Annotated in this window: 21 protein-coding genes; 13 read left to right on the top strand and 8 right to left on the bottom strand. The window is 65.3% G+C overall.

What is annotated here, in order from left to right; genetic code table 11:
• Positions 1-46: 46 nt before the first annotated feature.
• Positions 47-1,447 (bottom strand): protein adenylyltransferase SelO family protein, encoded by a 1,401-nt coding sequence (locus AAG612_RS04300; protein ID WP_342507562.1) that lies wholly within the window; start codon positions 1,445-1,447, stop codon positions 47-49.
• A 70-nt stretch (positions 1,448-1,517) separates the two neighbouring features.
• On the opposite strand from AAG612_RS04300, the gene AAG612_RS04295 reads away from it, so the two are divergent.
• The 5 genes from AAG612_RS04295 to AAG612_RS04275 all read left to right on the top strand — a co-directional run bounded on the left by AAG612_RS04295 (position 1,518) and on the right by AAG612_RS04275 (position 7,320).
• Entirely contained in the window at positions 1,518-2,417 is a 900-nt protein-coding gene (locus AAG612_RS04295; protein WP_342507560.1) for an alpha/beta fold hydrolase, read from the top strand.
• Positions 2,417-3,577, top strand: a complete 1,161-nt coding sequence (locus tag AAG612_RS04290) for a glycosyltransferase family 4 protein (protein WP_342507559.1) — start codon at positions 2,417-2,419, stop codon at positions 3,575-3,577. The genes AAG612_RS04295 and AAG612_RS04290 overlap by 1 nt, the downstream gene beginning before the upstream one ends.
• A 135-nt stretch (positions 3,578-3,712) precedes the next feature.
• Positions 3,713-4,522 (top strand): tetratricopeptide repeat protein, encoded by an 810-nt coding sequence (locus tag AAG612_RS04285; RefSeq protein ID WP_342507558.1) that lies wholly within the window; start codon positions 3,713-3,715, stop codon positions 4,520-4,522.
• Positions 4,523-4,560: 38 nt separating this feature from the next.
• Positions 4,561-5,901, top strand: coding sequence for an outer membrane protein assembly factor BamB family protein (locus AAG612_RS04280; protein ID WP_342507556.1), 1,341 nt, complete (start codon positions 4,561-4,563; stop codon positions 5,899-5,901).
• 54 nt (positions 5,902-5,955) lie between these two features.
• Entirely contained in the window at positions 5,956-7,320 is a 1,365-nt protein-coding gene (locus tag AAG612_RS04275; protein ID WP_342507554.1) for a methyltransferase family protein, read from the top strand.
• Positions 7,321-7,338: 18 nt separating this feature from the next.
• Here the strand turns inward: AAG612_RS04275 and AAG612_RS04270 are convergent, their stop codons facing one another.
• Complete coding sequence (locus tag AAG612_RS04270; RefSeq protein WP_342507552.1) at positions 7,339-8,709, bottom strand: glutamate--cysteine ligase; 1,371 nt, start codon at positions 8,707-8,709, stop codon at positions 7,339-7,341.
• Between the two features lie 41 nt (positions 8,710-8,750).
• Complete coding sequence (locus AAG612_RS04265; protein ID WP_342507549.1) at positions 8,751-9,506, bottom strand: 16S rRNA (uracil(1498)-N(3))-methyltransferase; 756 nt, start codon at positions 9,504-9,506, stop codon at positions 8,751-8,753.
• A gap of 40 nt (positions 9,507-9,546) precedes the next feature.
• Here AAG612_RS04265 and ubiA point away from each other — a divergent pair, with 40 nt between their 5' ends.
• From ubiA to AAG612_RS04250, 3 genes are read left to right on the top strand one after another with little or no spacing between them, the layout of a single operon-like run.
• Complete coding sequence (ubiA, locus tag AAG612_RS04260; protein WP_342507547.1) at positions 9,547-10,470, top strand: 4-hydroxybenzoate octaprenyltransferase; 924 nt, start codon at positions 9,547-9,549, stop codon at positions 10,468-10,470.
• Positions 10,471-10,518: 48 nt separating this feature from the next.
• Entirely contained in the window at positions 10,519-13,290 is a 2,772-nt protein-coding gene (locus AAG612_RS04255) for an ATP-dependent DNA helicase (RefSeq protein WP_342507545.1), read from the top strand.
• Between the two features lie 23 nt (positions 13,291-13,313).
• Positions 13,314-13,841, top strand: a complete 528-nt coding sequence (locus AAG612_RS04250) for a SixA phosphatase family protein (RefSeq protein WP_342507543.1) — start codon at positions 13,314-13,316, stop codon at positions 13,839-13,841.
• On the opposite strand, the gene soxR is transcribed toward AAG612_RS04250, so the two are convergent.
• On the bottom strand, positions 13,838-14,278 hold the full coding sequence (gene soxR, locus AAG612_RS04245) for a redox-sensitive transcriptional activator SoxR (protein ID WP_342507541.1): 441 nt from the start codon (positions 14,276-14,278) through the stop codon (positions 13,838-13,840). The two genes, AAG612_RS04250 and soxR, sit on opposite strands and share 4 nt — an antisense overlap.
• 114 nt (positions 14,279-14,392) lie before the next feature.
• On the opposite strand from soxR, the gene AAG612_RS04240 reads away from it, so the two are divergent.
• Both AAG612_RS04240 and AAG612_RS04235 read left to right on the top strand, forming a co-directional pair.
• A complete protein-coding gene (locus tag AAG612_RS04240; RefSeq protein ID WP_342507539.1) occupies positions 14,393-14,764 on the top strand; it encodes a VOC family protein in 372 nt (123 codons plus the stop codon).
• Positions 14,765-14,840: 76 nt separating this feature from the next.
• Positions 14,841-16,475 (top strand): lysine--tRNA ligase, encoded by a 1,635-nt coding sequence (locus AAG612_RS04235; protein WP_342507537.1) that lies wholly within the window; start codon positions 14,841-14,843, stop codon positions 16,473-16,475.
• A gap of 4 nt (positions 16,476-16,479) precedes the next feature.
• On the opposite strand, the gene AAG612_RS04230 is transcribed toward AAG612_RS04235, so the two are convergent.
• Positions 16,480-17,160, bottom strand: coding sequence for a prolyl hydroxylase family protein (locus tag AAG612_RS04230; RefSeq protein WP_342507535.1), 681 nt, complete (start codon positions 17,158-17,160; stop codon positions 16,480-16,482).
• Between the two features lie 65 nt (positions 17,161-17,225).
• Here AAG612_RS04230 and AAG612_RS04225 point away from each other — a divergent pair, with 65 nt between their 5' ends.
• On the top strand, positions 17,226-17,783 hold the full coding sequence (locus AAG612_RS04225) for a cytochrome b (protein ID WP_342507533.1): 558 nt from the start codon (positions 17,226-17,228) through the stop codon (positions 17,781-17,783).
• 63 nt (positions 17,784-17,846) lie between these two features.
• Here the strand turns inward: AAG612_RS04225 and AAG612_RS04220 are convergent, their stop codons facing one another.
• A complete protein-coding gene (locus tag AAG612_RS04220) occupies positions 17,847-18,797 on the bottom strand; it encodes an RcnB family protein (protein WP_342507531.1) in 951 nt (316 codons plus the stop codon).
• 226 nt (positions 18,798-19,023) lie between these two features.
• Here AAG612_RS04220 and AAG612_RS04215 point away from each other — a divergent pair, with 226 nt between their 5' ends.
• Both AAG612_RS04215 and AAG612_RS04210 read left to right on the top strand, forming a co-directional pair.
• Entirely contained in the window at positions 19,024-19,593 is a 570-nt protein-coding gene (locus tag AAG612_RS04215) for a pyridoxamine 5'-phosphate oxidase family protein (protein ID WP_342507529.1), read from the top strand.
• Between the two features lie 33 nt (positions 19,594-19,626).
• Positions 19,627-20,994: a chloride channel protein gene (locus AAG612_RS04210; protein ID WP_342507527.1), complete on the top strand. Its 1,368-nt coding sequence runs from the start codon at positions 19,627-19,629 to the stop codon at positions 20,992-20,994.
• A gap of 176 nt (positions 20,995-21,170) precedes the next feature.
• Here the strand turns inward: AAG612_RS04210 and AAG612_RS04205 are convergent, their stop codons facing one another.
• Together AAG612_RS04205 and ettA are read right to left on the bottom strand one after the other, a co-directional pair.
• Positions 21,171-21,671: a hypothetical protein gene (locus AAG612_RS04205; RefSeq protein WP_342507525.1), complete on the bottom strand. Its 501-nt coding sequence runs from the start codon at positions 21,669-21,671 to the stop codon at positions 21,171-21,173.
• Positions 21,672-22,145: 474 nt separating this feature from the next.
• Positions 22,146-23,819, bottom strand: coding sequence for an energy-dependent translational throttle protein EttA (ettA, locus tag AAG612_RS04200; protein WP_342507522.1), 1,674 nt, complete (start codon positions 23,817-23,819; stop codon positions 22,146-22,148).
• Positions 23,820-23,857: the final 38 nt, after the last annotated feature.

The following is a 23,857-nucleotide window of genomic DNA, read 5'->3' as shown; positions in this document are numbered from 1 at the left end:
CGCTCGCTGCTTTATGGGCGCGCAATAGCGCCAATATGCGCCCCCGTCACCTGTCCTGCGCGGCGGGCGGCGGGGCGGTGCCGTGGGCCTCGCCCATGTGGCGCAGGGCCTCGACCTTGTCGCAGAGCGGCTGCCAGTCGTCACGCTCGTCGATGGCGGACCAGATTGCCTCCACCTCGTCGATCAGCATGCTCTGCGGCGCGCCCTCGTGCCAATAGGCATGATCGGGCCCTGTCGGCTCATAAGCGTCGAAGATCGCCGCGAGTTCCGGGCTGGCGGATCTGCCGCCTCGATGTGCGAAGAAGAAGGCGTCCGGCTGTGCGCCGCTTTCGCGCATATGCCGCTCGCATGCCGCGATCAGCGCGCCGTCCGCCTTTTCGCCGCGCGGTTTCAGGCCCAGCCGCCAGAGCCACCTGCGGCGCAGTTGCTCGCCATACAGCGGACCGAAGCGTTCGAGCGCGGCGATCAGGCCGTCCGACGGTGCGATCAGCCGCAGCGCGGTGGCAAGCTGCGCGCAGTTCCAGCCGAGCGCTTCGGGCTGGCGACCGAAGGCATAGAGGCCGTTATGATCGAAATAGGCGGCGGTGAAGCCCGGGTCCCACGTCGGTAGCCAACGCCACGGCCCGTAATCGAAGCTTTCCCCGCTGACATTCATATTGTCGGTATTGAGCACGCCGTGGACGAAGCCCGCGACCATCCAGCTTGCGGCAAGGTCCGCAAGCCGCTCGACCACATGGTGCAGCAGCCGGACGGCGGGATCATCGCGCTCTGGCGCGCCTTGCGGCGGCGGCGGGCCGGGGAACTGCGCGAGGCAGTATTCGACCAGCTCGCGCATATGCTCGGGCTCGTCGTAAGCGAGCAGCCGCTGGAAGGTGCCGATGCGGATATGCCCGTGGCTCAGCCGGGTGAGCACGGCGGAGCGGGTGGGGGAAGGCTCGTCCCCGCGCCACAGATTCTCGCCAGTCTCGACAATCGAGAATGTCTGCGATGTATCGACCCCGAGTGCCTCGAGCATCTCGGTCGCGAGCAATTCACGCACCGCGCCCTTCAGCGTCAGCCGCCCGTCGCCCGCGCGGCTATAGGGCGTCTGGCCCGAACCCTTGGTGCCGAGATCGAGCAGTCTGCCCGCATCGTCGCGCACCTGCGCGAACAGAAATCCGCGTCCGTCGCCGATATCGGGGTTGTACACCCGGAACTGGTGGCCGTGGTAACGCAGCGCGAGCGGCTGTGGCAGATTGTCGGGCAAGGGCTCGAAGCGCCCAAAGTGGGAGAGCCACTGCGTGTCGCTCAATTCGTGAAGGCCGACGCCCTGCGCTGCGCGGTCGTTGCGCCAACGCAATTCGGTTTTCGGGAAGTCGGCGGGTGCGACCTGATCGCCGAGCCAGTCGGCCAGCTCTACAATCGGCGGTGATGCGGCGTCGCGGTGCGGTTGCGGTTTGTCGGCCATCGCGGCAATAGTGGCCGCGCGCGCATCGTCGCGCAACCGAACTGCCTTAGCTGGGACCGAAAAGAGAGCCATGGATCAGCGCTTCACCGATGGATTCTGGCATTCCGCCGACGGTTTGAAACTGCATTATCGCGATTATCCGGGCCGATCTACCGAGGAGGATCAGGGGCGGCCGCCAATTGTGTGCATGCACGGTCTGACACGCAACGCGCGCGATTTTGCGGGCGTCGCCGCGCGGCTTTCGCCCGCATGGCGGGTCATCGTACCCGAGATGCGCGGGCGCGGGGAAAGCGGTTATGCCGACGATTCCGCGACCTATAATCCCGTCCAGTATGTCGAGGATGTGGAGCGGTTGCTGAGCGATCTGGGAATCGATCGGTTCTTCGCCATCGGCACATCGCTGGGCGGGCTGATGACCATCCTTCTCGCCAGCAAGAACGCAAGTCGGCTGGCGGGGGCGGTGCTCAACGATATCGGCCCGGTGATCGAGGAAGACGGGCTGGACAAGATTCGCAGCTATGTCGGCCAGGGGCGCAGCTTCCCGACCTGGATGCACGCCGCGCGCGCGCTCGAAGACACGCACAGCGATGCGCACCCGACCTATCAGCTGGAAGACTGGCTGGAGGCTGCCAAGCGCGTGATGGTGCTGGGCCAGAACGGACGGATCAGCTTCGATTACGACATGGCGGTGGGCGATGCCTTCCGCGAGGCCGACGACAGCGGCGGTGCCCCCGCTGCAAACCTGTGGTTGGCCTTCGAATCACTAGCCCAGACCCCGCTGCTACTGGTGCGCGGCGCACTCTCCAACCTCCTGTCCGAAGAGACGGTGGAGCAGATGAAAGCGCGCAACCCCGGCATGGAGATCGTTTCGGTGCCCGACACGGGCCACGCTCCGACACTGGAAGAGCCCGAGGCCGTGGCAGCGATCGACGCGCTGCTCGCCCGGGTCAGGGCGCAGGAAACCGTCTGATGCCTGCCGATGTACGTGACGAGGGATCGCCGCCGCGCGTGCTCCATCTCCATTCGACCTTCGCTGCCGGGGGCAAGGAACTGCGGAGCGTGCAGCTGATCAATGCATTCGGGAGCAAGCTGTCGCACGCGATCGTCTCCGCCGATCCCAATGCTTACGGGGCGGCCGAGCACATCGCGAAGGGGCGCGACGTGCGTTACCCGCGCGATTTCCCGTCGCTAAGGGGAAAGCCATGGCCGGGCCGCCTCCACACGCTCGCCCGCGCAATGCAGCCCTACGACCTCGTGCTGACCTATAACTGGGGCGCGATGGACGCGGTGATGGCGCATACGCTGTTCAAGGATTCGCTCGATCTGCCGCCGCTGATCCACCACGAGGACGGCTTCAACGAGGACGAGCAGGACAGGCTGAAGGCTTCGCGCAACTGGTATCGCCGGATTGCGCTAGGCAAGGCGAACGGACTTGTCGTGCCGTCCGAAGTGCTGGAAGGCATTGCGCTCGAAACCTGGCAGCAGCCGATCGGCCGCGTGAAACATGTCCCTAACGGGATCGATACCAAGGGTTTCGCTGCCCGTCCGCGCGCCGATGCGCTGCGCGGTGTGATCAAGCACAAGGGAGAGAAGTGGGTCGGCTCGCTTGCCGGGCTGCGTGCGGTCAAGAACCTGCCCGCACTGGTGCGCGCGGTCGCTCGCCTGCCCGAAGAATGGCAGCTGGTCATTGTGGGGGAGGGGCCGGAACGCGAGGCGATCCGCGACGCCGCCGAAGCCGCCGAGATATCGCATCGGGTGCATATGCCCGGCTTCGTTGCCAATCCGAAAAGCTATATTGGTCTGTTCGATATCTTCGCGCTGTCGTCGCGTTCCGAACAGTTTCCGCTGTCCGTGGTCGAAGCGATGGCGGCGGGGTTGCCCGTCGCAGCGCCCGCAGTCGGAGATATTGCGGACATGGTCGCGAAGGAAAACGCGCCGTTCATCGTCGCGCCGAAAGACGAGACAGCGCTTGCCGAAGCGCTGCTCGCGCTCGCGGGCGACGAAGGCCTGCGCAAGACCCTCGGCGACGCGAACAAGGCCAGGGCGCGCGCGAAATTCGACGAAGCGACGATGATCGCGTCCTATCGCCGGCTCTACGACAGCGCGCTGGGCGGGGGCGTGCTCACGTGAAGGGCGGCGATGCGGGCGCTTTCACGCGGCGTTCACCCGCGCCTGTGTTGAGTACGCTCCTATTGAACTCAGCGCACCATGGTTTAAAGACGCCCGCCAATCCCGGCAGTTTCTAGAAAAGAGAGTTTCTCAGGCGTGGCCCTGTTACCCAACCGCGACAGCAACAAGACGGCCGACCGCAAGGCGAAGACTGCCGCCGCACAGGATGAAGCGCTGCTGCGCGAGGTCGACGATGCGGTCCGCACCGATCAGTACCGCCATATCTGGACCAATTACGGCCTCTATATCATTGGCGCCGTGGTGATCGCGCTGGGGATTTTCGCCGCGGTGCTGATCTTCGGCGGCCAGAGCGATGCCGAGCGCGAAGGCAATTCCGAAGTCTTGATTCAGGCGCTCGACCGCCTCGAAGCGGGCAATCTTGACGCGGCGGACGAAACGCTTGTCACGCTTGCCGAGGAAGGCGAGGGCGGAGCCCAGGCGCAGGCGCAGATGTTGCGCGGCGGCATCGCGCTGGAACAGGGGCGCAATGAAGAGGCCGTGGCCCTGTTCGAACAGGTTGCCGCGAATGGCGATATCCCGGATTCGCTGCGCGATCTGGCAGAGCTGCGCGCGGTGGTTGCGGCGTACGACACACTCGAACCGTCCGAAGTCATCAGCCGCCTGACGCCGTTGGCGCAGGAGGGTGAGCCCTACTTCGGCAGCGCGGGCGAGATTGTCGCCATGGCGCACCTCGATGCGGGCGACACCGGAAAGGCGGGCGAATTGTTCGCCAAGATCGCGAAAGACGACGAAGTGCCCGACACGATCCGCGGTCGTGCGCGCCAGATGGCCAGCGCGCTTGGCATCGACGCGATTGGCGATGTCGATGAGTTCATCGAAGAAGCACGCGCGGCTGCTTCTGCCGGAGCGCGGGGCGGACCCCCGCAGCCGCAGCAGCCCCAATAACACACATGCCTTTGCCCGATGGGCGAATCTTTCGGAGGATGACCTTGCGAGCCACTGGTGCGATCCCGCTTCTACTCACGGCGCTTCTTGTCGCGGGCTGCTCCGGCGGCCTGTTCGGCGGTGGTGGCGACAAAAAGGTTACCCCGACCCTCGGCGACCGTCAGCCCGTGCTGTCGCGCATCGAAAGCGGCGCGAGCGTCGATCCGAGCCTGGCCGGCGTGTCGGTCGTGCTGCCTCCGGCGCGCGTCAATGAAAGCTGGGCGATGGCGAGCAGCACGCCGAGCAAGAGCTATGGCCACCTCTCGCTGGGCGACAACCCGACCCGCGCGTGGACGGCGACGATCGAAGGTTCGACCAGCAGCCGTCGCCTCGGCGCGGCGCCGATCGTTGCAGACGGCACGCTCTACGCGGTCGACACGGCGGGCACCGTCCATGCGCTGGATGCCGAAACCGGCGCACGCAAATGGCAGTATCGCCCCGACATTGCTTCCGATCTGCGCGGTGTGGCGTTCGGTGGCGGGCTTGCCGTCGCGGGCAACCGCCTGTTTGCGACCAGTGGCACGGGCCGGGTCGTCGCGCTCGACACAGCAGACGGCAGCGAAGTGTGGGATGCCAACCCGGCCGGCCCGCTGCGCGATGCGCCCACGCTGGCCTTCAACCTCGTGCTGGTGATGACCCAGGACAATCGCATCATCGCCCTGAACCAGAATGACGGTTCGCTCGCATGGCAGGAATCGGGTTCGGTAGCGCAGGCCGGTGTGTTCGGCGTGGCGTCGCCTGCCGCAGGGCAGGGTACGGTCGTCGCGGGCTACAGCTCGGGCGAACTGGTTGCCTACCGCTACGAGAATGGCCGCGTGCTGTGGGCCGATGCGCTCGCGCGGACCTCGATCTCGACCGAGGTGGGCAGCATATCGGACATCGACGCCGACCCGATCATCGACAGCGGCCGGGTCTATGCGCTGGGTCAGGGCGGGCGCATGGCCGCTTACGAACTGGTCACCGGCCAGCGCGTGTGGGAACTGAACCTTTCGGGCATTTCGACCCCCGCGATGGCAGGCGAATGGCTGTTCACGCTGACCAGCGACGCGCGCCTGCTGGCGATCGCGCGCTCGACCGGCAAGGTCCGCTGGATCACCCAGCTGCGCCGCTATCGCAATGAGAAGAAGCGGGAGGACTCGATCTTCTGGAGCGGTCCGGTGCTCGCCAACAACATGCTCTACATCGCCAATTCCGAAGGCGAGCTGTGGAGTGCGAGCGTGGGCGAAGGTTCGGCGAACCTGGTCGCCGAACTGAAAAAGCCGGTCAGCCTGCCGCCGATCGTGGTCAATAATACGCTCTACGTGCTGGATGACGGCGGAACGATCACGGCGTTCCGCTAATTTTGGCGCTCGCGTTACCGGGCATTTAACCAATCCGGGCCTATGGGCGGTGTCATGCGTGATACCGCCCTCGGCGCCCCGAACGGGGCAGCACTTCCCGCCAGCGATGTGTCGGCCGCCGTCGGCCTCGTCGGGCTCGCCGGGCTGCTGGCGTGGATCGCGATCTGCCGTAGCTTTCCCGAATTCGTCGGCGCGTTCGATCTGGCGCTGCCTGCCGAGCGGCTGGACGGGCCCTACGCCGCGCTGACGGGGCTGATCGCCGCCGGGTTGCCGATGGTCCTGTGGTCGGTGTTCGTCGACAAGGTCCACACCCGCGACTCGACCGGGCTGGACTGGAACAAGCGCGCCGAGGGGCAAAGCACCCGCGCGATTTCCTTCACCAAGCTGACCGGCCTGTGGGCGACCTGGGCCATCATCGCCGCAGTCTACTGCATTGCGCGTTGGTACTGGGAGGGAAACTACCTCTTCGCCATGCAAATCCTCGGGGTGGCGATCGTCCCGATGGTCGTGCTCTCGGTGCCCTATATCCTCTGGCTCGACCGCCGGATGTTCCAGCCGCGCGACGGTGCCTGGCATTTCGGCGCCTTCCTCCTCGCGCGCGAGCCATGGGACAGGGAGAAGATTATCGGTCATTGGCGTGCGTGGATCATCAAGGGCTTCTTCGGCGCCTTCATGATTTCGATCTTGCCCGGTGGTTTCACCCAAGTCGTCAATGCCGATTTCGGCTTGCTCGCCAGCCAGCCGGGGGCACTGGCATCCGCCCTGATCGCGCTGCTCTTCGTGATCGACGTGCAGATCGGTACGGTCGGCTACATCACGACAATGCGCCCGCTCGACAGCCATATTCGCAGCGGTAACCCTTTCCTCGCCGGGTGGCTGGCTGCGCTGCTGTGCTATCCTCCGGTCAACTACGGTTTGATGAGCGCAGGTGGCCTGCTCGATTACGAAATCAACGCGCCCGGCTGGCAGCACTGGCTGGCGGGCAATTCGATGCTGCTATCGCTGTGGGGCGGCTGGATGGTTGTGCTGACCGCAGTCTATGCCTGGGCGACCGTCGCATTCGGTCTGCGCTTTTCGAACCTCACCTATCGCGGGGTCATCACGAATGGCCCCTACCGCTTTACGCGCCACCCCGCATACGTGGCGAAGAACCTGTTCTGGTGGAGTGCTTCGCTGCCCTTCCTCGTGACCTCCGGTGGGCCCATGGAGGCGCTGCGCAACGTGGTCGCGCTCTCGCTTGTGTCGGGCATCTACTACTGGCGTGCGCGGACCGAAGAGGCGCATCTGCTGCGCGAAGACGCCAAATATCGTGAATACCACGCGTGGATGGCGCAACACGGAGTCGTGACCGCGCCGCTGGTCGCGCTTGGTCGTGCGATCGGTCGCGGTCGCGGCGAAGTGTTGCAGCCCGCCGAATAGCAGCGCGGTAGCGCGCGGTCAGAAGCTGTACTTGTAGATCCGGCTGATATCGCCGTTCCATTCGCCGTGGTAGCGGTCGAGCATGCGCTGGGCAGGCGATTTGCCGCTTTCGACGATCTCGTCCAGCGTTTGCAGGAAGCCGCTTTCATTGTCGCCGCCGGTGTTAAGGAAGCCGCGCGCTGTCAGCCCCTCGCGCGCGATCGCGAGCACTTCGCGACCCAGCTCCTGCAAGGTCCGGCCATCGGGGACAGTAGCGGCAAGTCCTTCCTTCGGCACCGCGTTGCGCAGCGCTTCGCGCTCTTCCATCGACCAGTCCTTGACCAGATCCCACGCCGCATCGAGCGCGCCCTGATCGTAGAGCAGGCCGACCCATAGCGCGGGCAGGGCGCAGATGCGGCTCCATGGGCCGCCATCGGCACCGCGCATTTCGAGAAAGCTCTTCAGCCGCACCTCCGGGAAGGCGGTGGAGAGGTGATCCCACCAGTCGCTCTCGGTTGGCTTTTCACCGGGCAGGATCGACAGCTTGCCATCGAGGAAATCGCGGAAGCTCAGGCCTGCCGCGTCGAGATACTTTCCGTCGCGGAAGACGAAGTACATCGGCACGTCGAGCATGTAGTCGACATAGCGTTCGTAGCCGAAATCCTCGTCGAACACGAAGGGCAGCATGCCGGTGCGATGTGGGTCGGTATCCGACCAGATGTGGCTGCGGTAGGAGAGATATCCGTTGGGCTTGCCCTCGGTGAAAGGCGAATTGGCGAACAGCGCGGTCGCAAGCGGTTGCAGCGCCAGCCCGACGCGGAACTTCTTCACCATGTCGGCTTCGCTGCCGTAGTCGAGGTTCACCTGGATCGTACAGGTGCGCAGCATCATGTCGAGGCCCAGATTGCCGACGCGCGGCATGTGGTCCATCATGATCTGGTAACGGCCCTTGGGCATCACAGGCAGGTCTTCGCGCGCCTTGTCGGGCCACATGCCGAGGCCGAGAAACCCGACTCCGAATTTTTCGCCGATCTCTTTGACCTGACTCAGGTGGCGACCCGCTTCGTTGCAGGTTTCGTGCAGCGTCTTGAGCGGCGCGCCCGAGAGTTCGAGTTGCCCGGCGGGTTCGAGGCTCACCGTGCCATCTTCGCCCGCCATGGCGATGACCTTTCCGCCTTCTTCGACGGTCTGCCACCCAAAATCCTGAAGCGACAGGAGGATATCACGGATTCCTCCTTCCTCGTCGTAACTCGGCGCGGCGTGGGTCTTGCGCTTGTAGACGAGCTTTTCGTGTTCGGTCCCGATCCGCCAGTCGGCCTTGGGCTTCTCACCCTGCTGCATCGGAGCAATCAGCTGATCGCGGCTTTCGATGACGGGATCGTCTTCTGCGGATGTGTTGCGGGTGCTCATTCGAGTGGCGATAGAAAACCGGCCAACCCGAGGGAAGGAAATTATTCTTGCGGCTGCCAGTCGCCTGCTTGGGCCATCCATACGGATAGCGATGCGATGGCGGCAGTCTCGCCGCGAAGGATGCGCGGGCCCAGCGTAATCGGCACCGCCTGAGGAAGGGCCCGGATGGCGGCCCGCTCGGCATCGTCGAAGCCGCCTTCGGGGCCGATCAGGATCGCGGCCGGCTGGCCGTGCGCGGCGAAGGCACTGGCCGCCTCTGCCCCGCCTTCCTCGTCTGCAAAGAACAGCGCGCGATCCTCCGGCCATTGCGCCAGCAACGTCTCCAGCTTCACCGGTTCCGCCATTTCGGGCAGGGCGGTGCGCGCGCACTGCTCCGCCGCCTCGGTCACGATGGTCCGCACGCGGTCGGGATTGAGCTTGTCTGCCACGCAGCGCCGCGTAATGACTGGACGGATCGCTGCGACGCCCAGTTCGGTCGCCTTTTCGAGCACCAGATCGAAGCGATCTTTCTTGAGCAGGGCGGGGCACAGCCACAGGTCGGGCACCGCCTCCCTTTCGCGCAGCCGTTCGACCACCTTCACATCGACACGCCGCTTGCCGACCTGGCCGACCCGGGCCGCCCATTCGCCGGTGATGTCGTCGCACAGGATCACGGTGTCGCCTTCGGACACGCGCATGACCTTGCCGAGGTAGTGGGCCCGATTGCCGTCGAGTGCGAAGCTGCGGCCAGCGCCGAGTTCATCCTCGACGAACAGGCGTGGAGCGCTTTTCGGGGGCCAGGCAGGGGTTGCGGGCATGGCTGGGCAGGTGGCACGCGGCGCGCTAGGGAGCAAGTCCATGAGCAGCAGCGACTCCGCCGAAACAATCGTACCCGATAGCGAACACAGTGGGCTAATCGCCCGCCTGCCGCAGCTTCCCCGCGATCTCGCTCAGCTTGCGCGGTTCGACCGGCCGATCGGCTGGTGGCTGCTGTTCTGGCCCTGCGTGTTCGGCGTGTGGCTGAGCGGTGCCGGCTGGCAGCTTGGGCTGCTCGTATTGCTGCTGCTGGGCGCGATCGCGATGCGCGGAGCGGGCTGCGTCTACAACGACATTACCGATGCGGAGCTGGACCGCCAGGTTGCGCGCACCGCCAGTCGGCCCATCGCCAGCGGGCGCGTGAGCAAGCGCACGGCGTGGATCTGGCTGGCCGCGCTAAGCCTGGTCGGGCTGGTCGTGCTGCTGCAATTGCCGCTGCAGGCGCAGATCATCGCACTTATCAGCCTCGTGCTGGTCGCCGCCTATCCCTTCATGAAGCGGATTACCTGGTGGCCGCAGGCGTGGCTGGGGCTCACTTTCAACTGGGGCGTGCTGGTTGGCTGGGCGACGCTCGCGGGCGAGAACTGGGGCGTCGCCATCGCGGTCTATCTCGGCTGCGTGCTGTGGACCGTGGGTTACGACACGATCTACGCGTTGCAGGACCGGGATGATGATGCGCTGGTCGGTATCCGCTCATCCGCGCTGCGCATGGGCGGCAAGGTGAAGCAGGGCGTGACTGCGTGCTACGCGGGGGCCTTGCTCTTGTGGGGCATCGGATTCTGGTTGCTGCGCGAGGATTGGGTCGCGTGGCTCACGCTGATCCCGGTCGCTTGGCATCTCGGTTGGCAGATCGTGACGCTGGACGAGAGCGATGGCGACAATCCGCTCGCCCGTTTCCGCTCGAACCGCTGGGCGGGCTTTTTGCTGGCGTTGGCGTGCTTTGTCGTGGGGAATGCGGGGGTCTAGCACCCCCTAGCTGTTTACTTTTCGTTCCGCGCCCATCTAAACCGGGGCATGGCTGCGCCGTCCTCCGAGATTCCCGCTCTGCCCGCGCTCCATGCCAGCCATGCAGGGTTATGGCTGGGCGCGCCCGATGGCACCGTGCAGGAGATCGCGAAGGGCCAGGCGATAAACGCCTGTGCAGATACGCCGGTGCTGATGCTCAACGCGCCGCTGGTCGCTGCACGGCTGGGTTATCCCGACCTCTCCGGGCTCGACCTGCTCGAGCTTTACGCCTTCCTCCACCCTGCGCGGTTTTGTGTGCCGACACCCAAGGGACTGGCGGCGGCACTCAGCATCGATCCGCCGCAGGACGACGCGGCGACGCCTGCCTTCCTGCGCCAAGCTCTGGCGGCGATGCTCGCCGTGTGCGGGCGCGAGGATTGGGCCGAGCGGCATGGTGCGTGGAGCACGCTGCAATCGCTCGCCCGCGCGCGCTGGCCGTGGGCGCAGGTGCTTGCCGGTATCGTGGCGAAGCCCGAACGGGCCGAACGCTGGGTGTTCGCGACCTTGCCCGAATGGGAGGAAACGCCCGAACGCCCGCAGCCTGCGCAGGTCGCGATTTCCGAAGAGGAGGTCAGCGCTCAGCTTTCCCGCCTGACCGGTGAGGGGGCCGAAAAGCGCGAGGGGCAGCGCGCCTATGCCACCGAGGTCGCGCAGATTTTCGCCCCGAGAGAAAGCAGGGGAAGGCCGCACCTGCTGCTCGCGCAGGCTGGCACCGGCATCGGCAAGACGCTCGGCTATCTGTCGCCCGCGAGCGTTTGGGCGGAACGCGCGCAGGGCACGCTCTGGGTCAGCACCTATACCAAGAACCTCCAGCGCCAACTGCGCCGGGAAAGCCGCCGTGCGTGGCCGGAAAAGCGCGCCGATGGGTCGGCGCCGGTGGTGGTCCGCAAGGGGCGGGAGAATTACCTGTGCCTGCTTAATCTGGAAGACGCGATGCAGGGCGGGTTTGCCGGCCGCGGCGCGATCCTCGCCCATCTGATATCGCGCTGGGCGCAATATTCGCGCGATGGCGACATGATTGGCGGTGACCTGCCCGGCTGGCTCGGCACGCTGTTTCCCCGCCGCGGGATTACCGCGCTGACCGACCAACGCGGCGAGTGCGTCTATGCCGGATGCCCGCATTACCGGAAGTGCTTTATCGAACGCGCGGCGCGCACCTCCGCGCAGGCCGATCTGGTGATCGCGAACCACGCGCTGGTCATGATCAACGCCGCTCGCGGCAGGCACCACGGCCACCCGCCGACGCGCATGATCTTCGATGAGGGGCATCACGTATTCGATGCAGCCGACAGCACCTTTGCCGCCGCGCTTACGGGGCAGGAAGCGATCGAGCTGCGCCGCTGGATTATCGGGCCGGAGCGCAACACGCGCGGGCGGCGGCGCGGTCTCGCCGCCCGGCTGGCGGATGTCGCGTCCTACGACGATGCGAGCGGCGACGCGGTGGAGGCCGCCATCGAAGCGGCGCAGGCGCTGCCCGCCGATGGCTGGCTGGGGCGGATCGGCGAAGGTGCGCCGTCCGGGCCGCTGGAGGAGCTGCTGTCGCAGGTTCGCGCCACGGTGTTCGCGCGCGACGAAAGCGGCGGACAGGAAGCAGGCTACGGGATCGAAACCGAGATTGCGGACCCGCCCGGGCCACTGGTCGATGCCGCGCAAGAAGCGCAAGGCGCGCTTGCGAGCCTGCGCAAGCCGCTCCTGACGCTGGGGCAGCGGCTCGAAGCGGTGCTGGAGGATGCGCCCGACTGGCTCGATTCGCAGGGCCGCGCGCGGATCGAGGGTGCGCGACACTCGCTTGCCTGGCGGATCGACCTGATCGCTGCGTGGGAGGCGCTGCTCGGCCGGATTGGCGGGCCTACTACACCCGACTTCGTCGACTGGCTGGCGGTCGACCGGTTCGAATCGCGCGAGTACGATATCGGCCTGCACCGCCGCTGGCTCGATCCGATGAAGCCCTTTGCCAAGATCGTCCTCGAACCCGCACATGGCGTGATGCTGACCAGCGCAACGCTCGCGGATCGCGCGGTCGATGGGGAGGTCGACTGGAACCGCGCCATCGCGGCGAGCGGCGCGGATCATATCGGGCTCAACCCCGGCCTCACCAGCCAGCCGAGCCCCTTCGACTATTCCAGGAATGCCGAAGTGCTGATCGTCACGGACATCAGGCGCGGCGATCTCGCCGGGCTTGCCGGGGCCTATGCGCAGTTGATCGAGTCTGCAGGCGGCGGCACGCTGGGGCTGTTCACCGCGATCAAGCGGCTACGCGCCGTTCATGCGCGGATCGCAGACCGGCTCGCGAGAGCACGACTACCGCTCTATGCCCAGCACGTCGATCCGATCGATACCGGTACGCTGACCGACATCTTCGGCGACGATCCGCGCGCGAGCCTGCTCGGCACCGATGCCCTGCGCGACGGGATCGACGTGCCCGGCGAAAGCTTGCGGAGCGTGGTGCTGGAGGCAGTGCCCTGGCCGCGCCCCACGATCCTTCATCGCGCGCGGCGTGCCGCATTTGCGGAAGATGCTGGAGGAGGCGGGGCGTACGACGACCGGATCATTCGCGCGCGGCTGGCGCAGGCATTCGGGCGGCTGATCCGTACGCGCGACGATTCGGGCCATTTCGTCGTTCTGTCCGCCGCATTTCCTTCGCGGTTGCTCAGCGCTTTCCCCGAAGGCACTCCGATTCATCGCGTTACGCTGGCCGAGGCCGTTTCGCGCCTTGCGGCGGGGCCGCCTGCAAGGCAGGGAGGGAATGTACCCGCCGCGTTCGACATGACGGCGGATTGAGGATCCAACATGAGGCTGAACACGTGAAATATCTCGGCCTGTTCCGTCATGCGAAATCCGATTGGGTCGATCGCGACCAGCGCGATTTCGACCGCGGCCTGAATGCACGCGGACGAAAGGGCGCTGGCCTGATGGGCCGCCATATCCGTCGGCACGATGTCGACTGGGATTGCCTGCTCGCCAGCCCGGCGCAGCGCGTGCGCCTGACGCTGGACGAAGCCGCGCTCGGTGTAGACACGACGTTCGACGCGCGCCTTTATCTCGCCGGCTCGGACACGCATATCGAACTCCTGAAGGAGCTTGGGGGCGATGCCGACGCGGTGCTGATTGCGGCGCATAATCCAGGGCTGCAGGATGTGGTCCTGGCGCTCGTCTCGCCAGAGCACGAGACGGCCGACTTTCGGGAGGCGATGGTTAAGTTTCCGACTGCGTCATTCGCGGTGCTCGAACTGCCGATCGACGACTGGGGCGAGCTGGGCGCGCAGACCGCCAAGCTGGTCCATTTCAAACGCCCGCGCGACCTCGATCCCGATCTCGGGCCGGAAGACTAGCTCAACACGTTGCGGGGGCCCGGCCCATCCGCGCCGAGAGCGTCGTCGGGATTGTAGAGCGCACATTTGGTCAGGCTGAGGCACCCGCACCCGATGCACCCGTCGAGGTTTGCTCTCGCGCGCTGAAGCTCTGCGATGCGCGCGTCGAGCTGTTCGCGGATCGCGCGGCTGATCGCCGCCCAGTCGCGCGCATTGGGGGTGCGGCCCTGCGGCAGGCGCGCCATCTGCGCCTCTATCTCGCCAAGCGATAACCCAAGGCGCTGCGCAATCAGGATGAAGCTGAGCCGACGAATGTCGGAGCGCAGGAAACGCCGCTGATTGGCGCCCGTGCGATGCGGTTCGATCAGCCCCTTACTCTCGTAATAGCGGATGGCCGACACGCTGAGTCCGGTGCGGCGGGCAAGTTCGCCAATCGGCAAAAGGTCGTTCGCTTTCATCGATTGCGGCGATAGGGATATTCCTGCTTGACCTCAAGTGAGGTTGAGGTTGCATTGATGTGCGCATCGCAGTCGCGGAGCCGCTTCGGCACCGCCAGCAGAAGGAGTAAAGCGATGCCCAAAGGCTATCTCGAACATGCCAATATTTCTGTGACCGATCCGGAGCGCAGCGCGGCGCTGCTGATCGATCTGCTGGGGTGGCACGAGCGGTGGAGGGGGCCTTCGATGAATTCCGGTCGGTCGATCCATATCGGGAGCGAGGTGGATTATCTGGCGCTTTACACCATTGAGCACGTGAGCGGCGATTTCGCCACGGGCCACCCGCTAAACCACATTGCCTTCGTCGTCGACGATCTGTCCGCTGCCGAGGAGGTGGTAAAAGGCCACGGCCTCGAACCCTTCGGGCACGACGATTACGATCCGGGGCGCCGGTTCTACTTCTTCGACTGGGACGGGATCGAGTTTGAAGTGGTCAACTATGACTGAAGCGCAAGGCCGGGGCGTCAGCGCTCCGGCCATTCGCGCTTGCAACATGAGAGTGCCTGCGTAACAGGCTGATGCCATGAGCATGCAAGATCTGATCGAAGCCGCCCGCACATCCAAGGCCTGGCCGTTCCAGGAGGCGCAGCGGCTGCTCAAGCGCTATCCCGATGGTGCAAAACCCGACGGATCGCCGGTGCTGTTCGAGACCGGCTACGGCCCCTCGGGCCTGCCGCATATCGGCACCTTCCAGGAAGTGCTGCGCACCACGCTGGTGCGCCGCGCTTTCGAAGCGCTGATCGGCGCCCGGCCCGAGGATGGCAAGACGCGCCTCGTGGCCTTCAGCGACGATATGGACGGCCTGCGCAAGGTGCCTGACAACGTGCCGAACGCCGAGCTGCTCGCGGCGAACCTGCACAAGCCGCTCAGCCGCATTCCGAACCCGTTCGGCACCGATCACCCCAGCTTTGCGCATCATAACAATGCCAAGCTGCGCGAATTCCTCGACCGGTTCGGCTTCGATTACGAATTTATCGCGAGCCACGAACGTTACGAGAGCGGCGCGTTCGACGATGCGCTGAAGGGCGTGCTGGCCAACAACCAGGCGATCCTCGACATCATGCTGCCGACGCTGCGGGCAGAGCGCGCGGCGACCTATTCGCCGATCATGCCGATCAGCCCGGTCACGGGCCGCGTGTTGCAGGTGCCGGTCGAGGTGGTCGATGCGCAGGAAGGCACGGTTCGCTTCACCGATGAGGATGGCAGCGTGGTCGAACAATCCGCGCTCGGCGGGCAGGCCAAGCTGCAATGGAAGGTCGACTTCGCGATGCGCTGGGTCGCGATGGGCGTCGATTACGAGATGTACGGCAAGGACCTGACCGATACCGGCATCCAGTCGGGCAAGATCGCCAAGGTGCTGGGCGGTCGCAAGCCCGAGGGGCTGATCTACGAGCTGTTCCTCGACGAGAAGGGCGAGAAGATTTCGAAGTCGAAGGGCAACGGCCTGACGATCGACGAGTGGCTGACCTATGGCAGCGAGGAATCGCTCGGCTTCTACATTTTCCCCAATCCCAAGAGCGCCAAGCAGTTGCATGTTGGCGTGATCCCCCGCGCGGTCGACGATTACTGGCAGTTCCGCGAACGGCTGCCCGAGCAGAGTCTCGACAAGCAGCTCGGCAACCCGGCGTGGCACCTGCTGCGCGCCAATGGCGGCTATCAGGCGGAGGAAGCACCGGGTGCTGGCGAGAGCCTGCCGGTGACCTACGGCCTGCTGCTCAATCTGGTGGGCGTGATGGGCGCGACCGCGACGCGCGACCAGGTGTGGTCCTATCTCGGTAACTACATCGCGGACCCCGACCCCGTAAAGCACCCCGAGCTGGATCTGCTGGTCGGTACCGCGCTGGCCTATAGCCGCGACTTCATCGCCCCGACGCTCAAGCGCCGCGCGCCCACGCCCAATGAAGCGTCGGCGCTGGCCGCGCTGGACGGCGAATTGGCGCAGGTGCCTGCCGATATGAGCGCGGAAAACTTGCAGACGATCGTATACGAGATCGGCAAGCGGGAAGAGTTCGGGTTCGAGAACCTGCGCGACTGGTTCAAGGCGCTCTACGAGACGCTACTGGGATCGGAGCAGGGCCCGCGCATGGGTAGCTTCATCGCGCTTTACGGGATCGAGAACACGCAGAAACTGATCGCCGACGCGATCGAGAACGCCTGAAGTCTCAGCCCCATTTGCGGCTGCGATACCACCGGGTGATGACGTATTTGGAGCCCAGCGTTACCGGCGTGCCCGCGTGCAGCGTATCCTCGTTGGGCGTGCCGTCTTCCTTGGCGTTGTTCCAGGTCAGCAGCACGCCTGCCTTGGGCTCGATGCTGATACCGAGCTCGGGAAAAGACGTCGCTCCGCCGGCCTGAACATCGTTGAGGAACAGCATCGCGGTCCAGCTGCGCTGGCCGCCATTCTTGCGTTCCATCTTCCAGTAATTCTCGGTCGGGTAGAAGTAGTCGTGGTGGTCCTTGAACTGCTGGCCCGGCAGGTATCGCTGGCCCTGCATTGTCTCGCCCAGCTCGCCCGACAGGCCCAGCGCGTCGTCGATCCGGCGCGAGACCATCTTCACCGTCGTGTCGTCGCGATTGAAATTGCCGGTGTAGGAGGTGCGAAAACCATCCTTATACGTGCCTTCGTAAAGCGAGCTCGGGCTGGCGACGACGTCGATCATCTCGATCAGCTTGCGGCATTCGTTCGCGCTCAAAAAGTCGCCGATGGCATAGATCTCGGCCTTGTCGGTCGGCACTTTGTAGGCCTTGGGATCGGCATCGAGCCGCGCGCGAACCGTTCTGCCAACGCGGGCGAGCGCGCTCTGGTCCGGTACCTTGGTCGTCTTGGTGGCGGTGTCGGTCATGCAGGCATTCTAGCAAGCGTCCCGACGCGCTGCTAGGTCCAGCACGAAGAGTCTGGAGGTGGGAAATGCAAATCGAGAATCCGAAACGCTACAGCCTGGGCGCGATGATCTTTCACTGGCTGATCGCGGTGCTCGTGATCGTGAACTGGCGGATCGCCGAAAGTGCCGAGCATCTGGAAGGCGCCGCGAAAGGCGCGGTGTTCGCTAACCACAAGGCGCTGGGGATGCTGATCCTCGCCCTGACTCTGGGCCGGCTTGCATGGCGCTTCGCCCATCCCTTGCCCAAGCTGCCGAACAATTATGCCCCGTGGGAGCGTATTCTCGCCCGGACGACGCACGTGCTGTTCTACCTGCTGCTGGTCGGGTTGCCGCTTGGCGGGTGGCTGGCGAGTTCGCTGGTCGAGCGGCCGATCGACTTCTTCGGCCTGTTCACAATCCCCGTGTTGCCGGTGGGCATGAATACGGACCTGGGCGGCACGATCTTCGATTTTCACAAGACGGCTGGGACGATCATGATCTACCTGATCGCGCTGCATATTCTCGGCGCGCTCAAGCACACCTTCGTCGACAAGGATTTGGGCATCTTCCGCATGCTGCCGTTCGGCGGGAAGGCCCGCCAATAAGCGAAACGCCCCGCCGATCGCGATGATCGACGGGGCGTTTGCAGTGTCAGGCGATCCGGCTGCTTACCAGAAGAAGTCGTAAATCACGTCGACCACTTCGCCCGAATAGGTGTTCACCAGCAGCACGTCGTCGTAATAGCGGACCCACTTATACGGGCCGTAGACTTCCGGCAGACGATACTGCCACGGATCGTTGATCCAGTAGCGGTTGCCGAAGAACAGGCTGCCCAGCGTGAAGCCGATGCTCAGGCGGCGATAGCTGTAGTTGCGATAGGGCGCATAGTACCGACCGAGACGGAAAGCCCGACGATTGGCCGCGCGATAGTGCCGCCAGTTATAGCGGTTGTTGTTACGCCATGCGCGGTTCCAGCGGCGATGGTCGCGGCGTGCTTCGCGACGCTCCCAGCGACGCTCCGCCTGACGATAGGCGCGGCGCTGATCCCGGCGCGCGTCGCGACGGGCCTCCCGGCGAACTTCACGCCGAACTTCACGGCGGTCGGCCCGACGATCGGCGCGGCGGTCTGCACGACGCTCCGTTCGGCGATCGGCCCGCCGATCGGCACGGCGGTCTGCGCGGCGATCGGCACGGCGGTCTGCGCGACGATCGGCGCGGCGTTCTGTCCGACGTTCTGCACGACGCTGCTGCTGGCGGGCTTCCTGGCGAGCCTGGCGCGCGCGCTGGCGCTGTTCACGAACGCCCTGATCGCGGGTATTGGTCCGTCGTTCCTGGCGTCGTTCCTGGCGTCGTTCCTGCCGCGCCTGCTGGCGGTTGGCCTGGCGACGCTGCTGGCGGCTCTGCGCCCGGTCGCCGCTGCCCCGACGGGTTTCACCCCGTTCGCGCGGTGCGCGGCGATCCGGCTGGGCCGCCGCCGCACTCGAGGCGCCGACAAAGGTGAGGACATTGGTTTGCTGCGGTGCGTTCACGGCAGCATTGGCGGGCAGGCCGGTGGCGGCGAGTGCCAGCCCCAGTGCGCTCAACCCGCCATAGCGGAAAAGGTCTGATAGATCGTACATGGTGTGTGCGGCTCCCTTCGTTGCGTTGGCCCACCGTTGGCTGGGAGTTTCGCCGCGCCCACCATGCGGCTTCTCTGTCCCGATGCGATACATGGCTGATACGCACTGACACAAATCTGAACATTTCGTAAGGGTTCTTGTTCATATTCGGATATGACTTAATGAATGATAGCTTGCAGGCCCGGCAAAATTGACAATTCCGTCCGCCTCGTGCGTTGAGGGTGCCATGATCGAAACGCTCGACGAGATACGCGAGGATGCGGCCCGGCGCCTTGCCCGCGCCGCGAGCGACCGCCGATCTCCCATGCACACGCCGGTCGTGGCAACCGCCGATGCCGATACGCGGGTGATGGTCCTGCGCGCATTCCAACCCTGGAGCCTGCGCTTTCATACGGACAGGCGTGCGCCCAAGGTTGCGGTGATCGAAGATGATCCGCGTATCGGCGTGCTGCTTTACGACAAGTCCGAGAAGGTCCAGATCCGCCTGCGCGGTACCGCGCGGATCGAGCGGGACGGGCCGACTGTGCAGGCGGCGTGGGAGGCCGGCGACAACTTCGCGCGCCGTTGTTACCTCGGCGATGGGCCGGGCACACTCAGCGACACGGCATCCTCGGGCCTGCCCGAAGCCTTCGAAGGGATCGCGCCGAGCGACGAGGAGCTTGCGCCCGCCCGCGCCAACTTCGCGGTCCTGCTGGTCGAGATCGAACAGCTCGACTGGTTCACGCTTGCCCGTGACGGCCATCGCCGTGCGCAGTTCGACCTTGTCACAGGCGCAGCGTGCTGGGCGACGCCCTAGACCCCGCAGGTTCCTTGCCATAGGTGCGGCACCATGAAACGCCCCCGCCTGCCTGCGACGAATCTGCTGCCGGGCATGGGCAAGGAGTTGATCAGCACGGCCGACTGGAGCCGCCGTGCCGCCACCCTGGTAAGTGCGGTGCTGATCGGCCTGGTCGCGATCGGGTTTGCGATCGCGGGCGACCATGCCAGCCAGCTGTTCGAGCGGACGACCCACCGAAGTCCGTGGGTCTACCTCGTTTCGGCGCCGCTCGTGTTCGTCGCCATTGCCGCCTTCACCAACCGGTTCGCAAAGGACGCGCGCGGATCGGGCATTCCTCAGGTCATCGCCGCGAGCCGGACGCCCGGCAACGCGGCCATTGCCGGGCTGGTCGCGATCCGCACCGCGCTGTTCAAGGCGGTGTTGACCGTCGCTGCGCTGCTTGGCGGGGCATCGGTGGGGCGCGAGGGGCCGACGGTGCAGCTGGGCGCAGCGATCATGGTGCAGGTCCATCGGCTGTTTCGCGTGCCGCTGACCGCAGGCGTATACATCGCAGGCGGCGCAGCGGGCGTCGCGGCGGCGTTCAACACGCCGCTTGCGGGGATCGCTTTCGCCATCGAAGAGCTGGCGGTCGCTTACGAGCAGCGAGTCGCCGTGCTGGTGATGGGCGCGGTGATGATCTCGGGCCTGACCGCGCAGGGTATTTCCGGCGATTACGTCTATTTCGGCCACATCTCGGGCAGCCTGCCGATCGGGACCGTGCTGATCGCGGCGCCAATCGCGGGGTTGGCGGGCGGCGCGGCGGGTGGCCTGTTCTCGCGCATGGTGCTGGCCTTGCGCGGGCCGGGCGGGCGCTTCGCCGCGCGGCTCAGCGCCCGGCCTTTGACGACCGCGCTGGTCTGCGGGGTCGTGGTCGGCGCGCTTGGCTACGTTACCGCAGGCGCGACATCCGGCACCGGCTACGAACCCACTCGCGCGCTGCTTTCGGGCGCGGACGCCGAATACTGGTTCGGCCCCGCCAAGTTTGTCTCTGCCCTGGCAACCAGCGCGAGCGGCATTCCCGGCGGCATCTTCGCCCCCTCGCTGGCGGTGGGGGCTGGCTTCGGCGAGTTGCTGACGCCGCTGTTCCCACCCGAACAGGCGGGGCTGATCATCCTGATCGGCATGGGCGGATATTTTACCGGTGTGGTCCGCGCGCCGCTGACCGCGGTGATCATCCTGAGCGAGGCGACCGGGTCGAGCCACGCGATCCTGCCCTTGTTCGCGACCGCGCTGATCGGCGACTGGGCGGGGTCGCTGGTGTGCAAGGAACGGCTTTACCACGCGCTCGCGGGCGATTTCGCGCCGTCCGTGAAGCCGGATGAGAGTGACGGCATGGGCGATGAAGACCCGCCCAAGGGTTCGACGGCCGGCAACGCCTGACACACCTGACACAGTGTCCTGACGTCAAAAACGGCGGTCGGCGAAAAGCGCGGATTTCGCTCGTGCAGGCGCGGGTGAGGGCGAGGAGCGGAGGGGAGCTGACGATGCGAAAGAGCGGCTCGTCGGTCTAGCGGCTCTTGCTGGAGTAGGAAAAACGCCCGTCGCCCCGCTTGCCGCTAGACATCGTCGCCCGGCGTGATGTGCGTCACGATCGAATGGATGGTCATGAACACGATCGTCACGCTCGTCGCTGCCAGCGCCACCATCGCGACTGTCAGCGCGAACAGTGCGGTGTAGAGATAGTTGTACCAGCCGCTTGGCAGGTTCTCGAATTCGCCGATCGGCAATGTAAAGGCGAGCAGGACGAGGAAACTTATCATCAGCGTGGCGGTGGAGAGCACCGCGATGCGCGTCACCTGCTTGTACGTTTGCTGGTCGAATTCGGTATCGATCCGCCGCAACATCCCGATCAGCGTCAGCATCAGCGCGAGCGTGGTGGCCGATGCGGTCGCGATGGCCGATCCGAGATACAGCCCCGCGCGGCTGAGCGCCTCCAGCAAATCGCGCGCCTCGGCCGCGCCGTAGACCGTGCCGATCGCTTCTCGCGCGCCGAGGCCGATAAGGCAGAAAGTGCTGAAGGCAAGGACGGGCCACAAGAGCGTGTGTTTGTTGTTCATGCCCGTCGCAGCGCATGGGAAAACAACCGGGTCCCAAAACCGACAATTGTGGGTCCTCCAGGCGGACCATCCGCTTTCGGCGGAGGGCTCGTTGCCCGTCCGACCTTGCGCGCTGCGGGCCTGTTCGGCGATGCGGCGGCGGTCGCCAATAAAAAGCGCGCGAAAAAAGCGTGGCCGGGTGTGCCTCACGACCAACCGCTCTGGCGGCGGGATGCATGTGGGCATGACCGCCGACCCGACGGCTAGCGCGCACCAGCGTCGCGAGGGCGCGGGCTCGGGCCATGTGTCGCAGACCGGCAGGACCAGGCAGGACTATGCCGAAGGCCACGAAAAGATCGAGACCGGATCGTGCGCGAAAAGCTCGTCAAGAAATGGCCGCGAATGGAAGTTCGCAGCAGATCATCATCCGGTGGTCTCAGGTGGCGATCTGGCTTTTGACCTAACCGAGGGGCGGGCAAACCCGCCCCTTTTTGATCACCGCGTCAGCTTCTTGTACGCCAACCGCGTAGGCCGATCCGCCGCATCGCCCAGGCGCCGCCGCTTGTCCTCTTCGTAGGCCTCGAAGTTGCCCTCGAACCACTCCACGTGGCTGTTGCCCTCGAACGCGAGGATGTGCGTCGCGAGGCGGTCCAGGAAGAAGCGGTCGTGCGAGATGACCACGGCGCAGCCGGCGAAGTTCTCGATCGCGTCTTCCAGCGCGCGCAGGGTTTCCACGTCGAGGTCGTTGGTCGGTTCGTCCAGCAGCAGCACGTTGCCGCCTTCCTTCAGCATCTTAGCCATGTGCACGCGGTTGCGTTCGCCGCCGGAGAGTTTGCCGACGTTCTTCTGCTGGTCCTGGCCCTTGAAGTTGAACGCGCCGACGTAGGCACGCGTGCTCATGTCGTGGCCGTTGACCTTCATGTAATCGAGCCCGTCGGAGATTTCCTCCCACACATTGTTGCTCGCCGTCAGGTCGTCGCGGCTCTGGTCGACATAGCCAAGGTGCACGGTGTCGCCGATCTTGATCGAGCCCGAGTCCGGCTCTTCCTGCCCGGTGATGATGCGGAACAAGGTGGACTTGCCCGCTCCGTTGGGGCCGATGATGCCGACGATGCCGCCGGGGGGGAGGGTGAAGCTCAGGTCTTCGAACAACAGCTTGTCGCCGAAGCTCTTGGTCAGGTTGTGCGCTTCGATCACCTGGCTGCCGAGGCGTTCAGGCACCTGGATGACGATCTGTGCCTTGCCCGGCTTGCGGTCGGCCTGTGCGTCCTGCAGCTGCTCGAATTTGCGCAGACGCGACTTGGATTTGGTCTGGCGGCCCTTGGGGTTCTGCCTGATCCACTCGAGCTCTTCGGACAGCGCCTTCTGGCGGCCGCTTTCCTCACGCTCTTCCTGCGCAAGGCGCTTCGCCTTCTTGTCCAGGTAGGTCGAGTAGTTGCCTTCGTAGGGGTAGTAGGAGCCGCGATCGAGCTCCAGAATCCAGCCCACGACGTTATCGAGGAAGTAGCGATCGTGGGTAATCATCAGCACCGCGCCGGCATATTCGGCGAGGTGGTTTTCGAGCCAGTTGACGCTTTCGGCGTCGAGGTGGTTGGTCGGTTCGTCCAGCAGCAGGATGCCCGGCTTCTGGATCAGCAGGCGGGTGAGCGCGACGCGGCGCTTCTCACCGCCCGACAGGTTCTCGACACTGGCGTCCGAGGGCGGGCAGCGCAGCGCTTCCATCGCGATTTCGAGCTGGTTGTCGAGCGTCCAGCCGTCGACCGCGTCGATCTTGTCCTGCAGCTCGGCCATTTCGGTGCTCAGCGCATCGAAATCGGCGTCTTCCTCGGCCATTTCCATGCCGATCGCATTGAACCGTTCGACCATGTCGGCGGTTTCGCGCGCGCCGTCCTTGACGTTTTCGAGCACGGTCTTTGTCGGGTCGAGCTCGGGCTCCTGCGGCAGGTAGCCCACCGTGATGTTCTCGCCAGGCCATGCCTCGCCCGCATAATCGGTGTCGATCCCTGCCATGATCTTCATCAGCGTCGACTTGCCCGCGCCGTTGGGCCCGACGATGCCGATCTTCGCGCCCTGGTAGAACTGCAGGTTGATATTGTTCAGCACCGGCTTGGGGGCGCCGGTGAAGGTCTTGGTCATGTTCTTCATGACGTAGGCATATTGCGCGGCCATTGGATGGTCCTTCGGGTCTGGCTGTGTTCGGAGATTTG

It is taken from the genome of Citromicrobium bathyomarinum (assembly GCF_038594605.1).
In the GTDB taxonomy this organism is placed as follows: domain Bacteria; phylum Pseudomonadota; class Alphaproteobacteria; order Sphingomonadales; family Sphingomonadaceae; genus Alteriqipengyuania; species Alteriqipengyuania bathyomarina_B.
The sequence above is the reverse complement of the archived record's forward strand: the minus strand, read 5'-3'. Positions and strand labels throughout refer to the sequence as shown.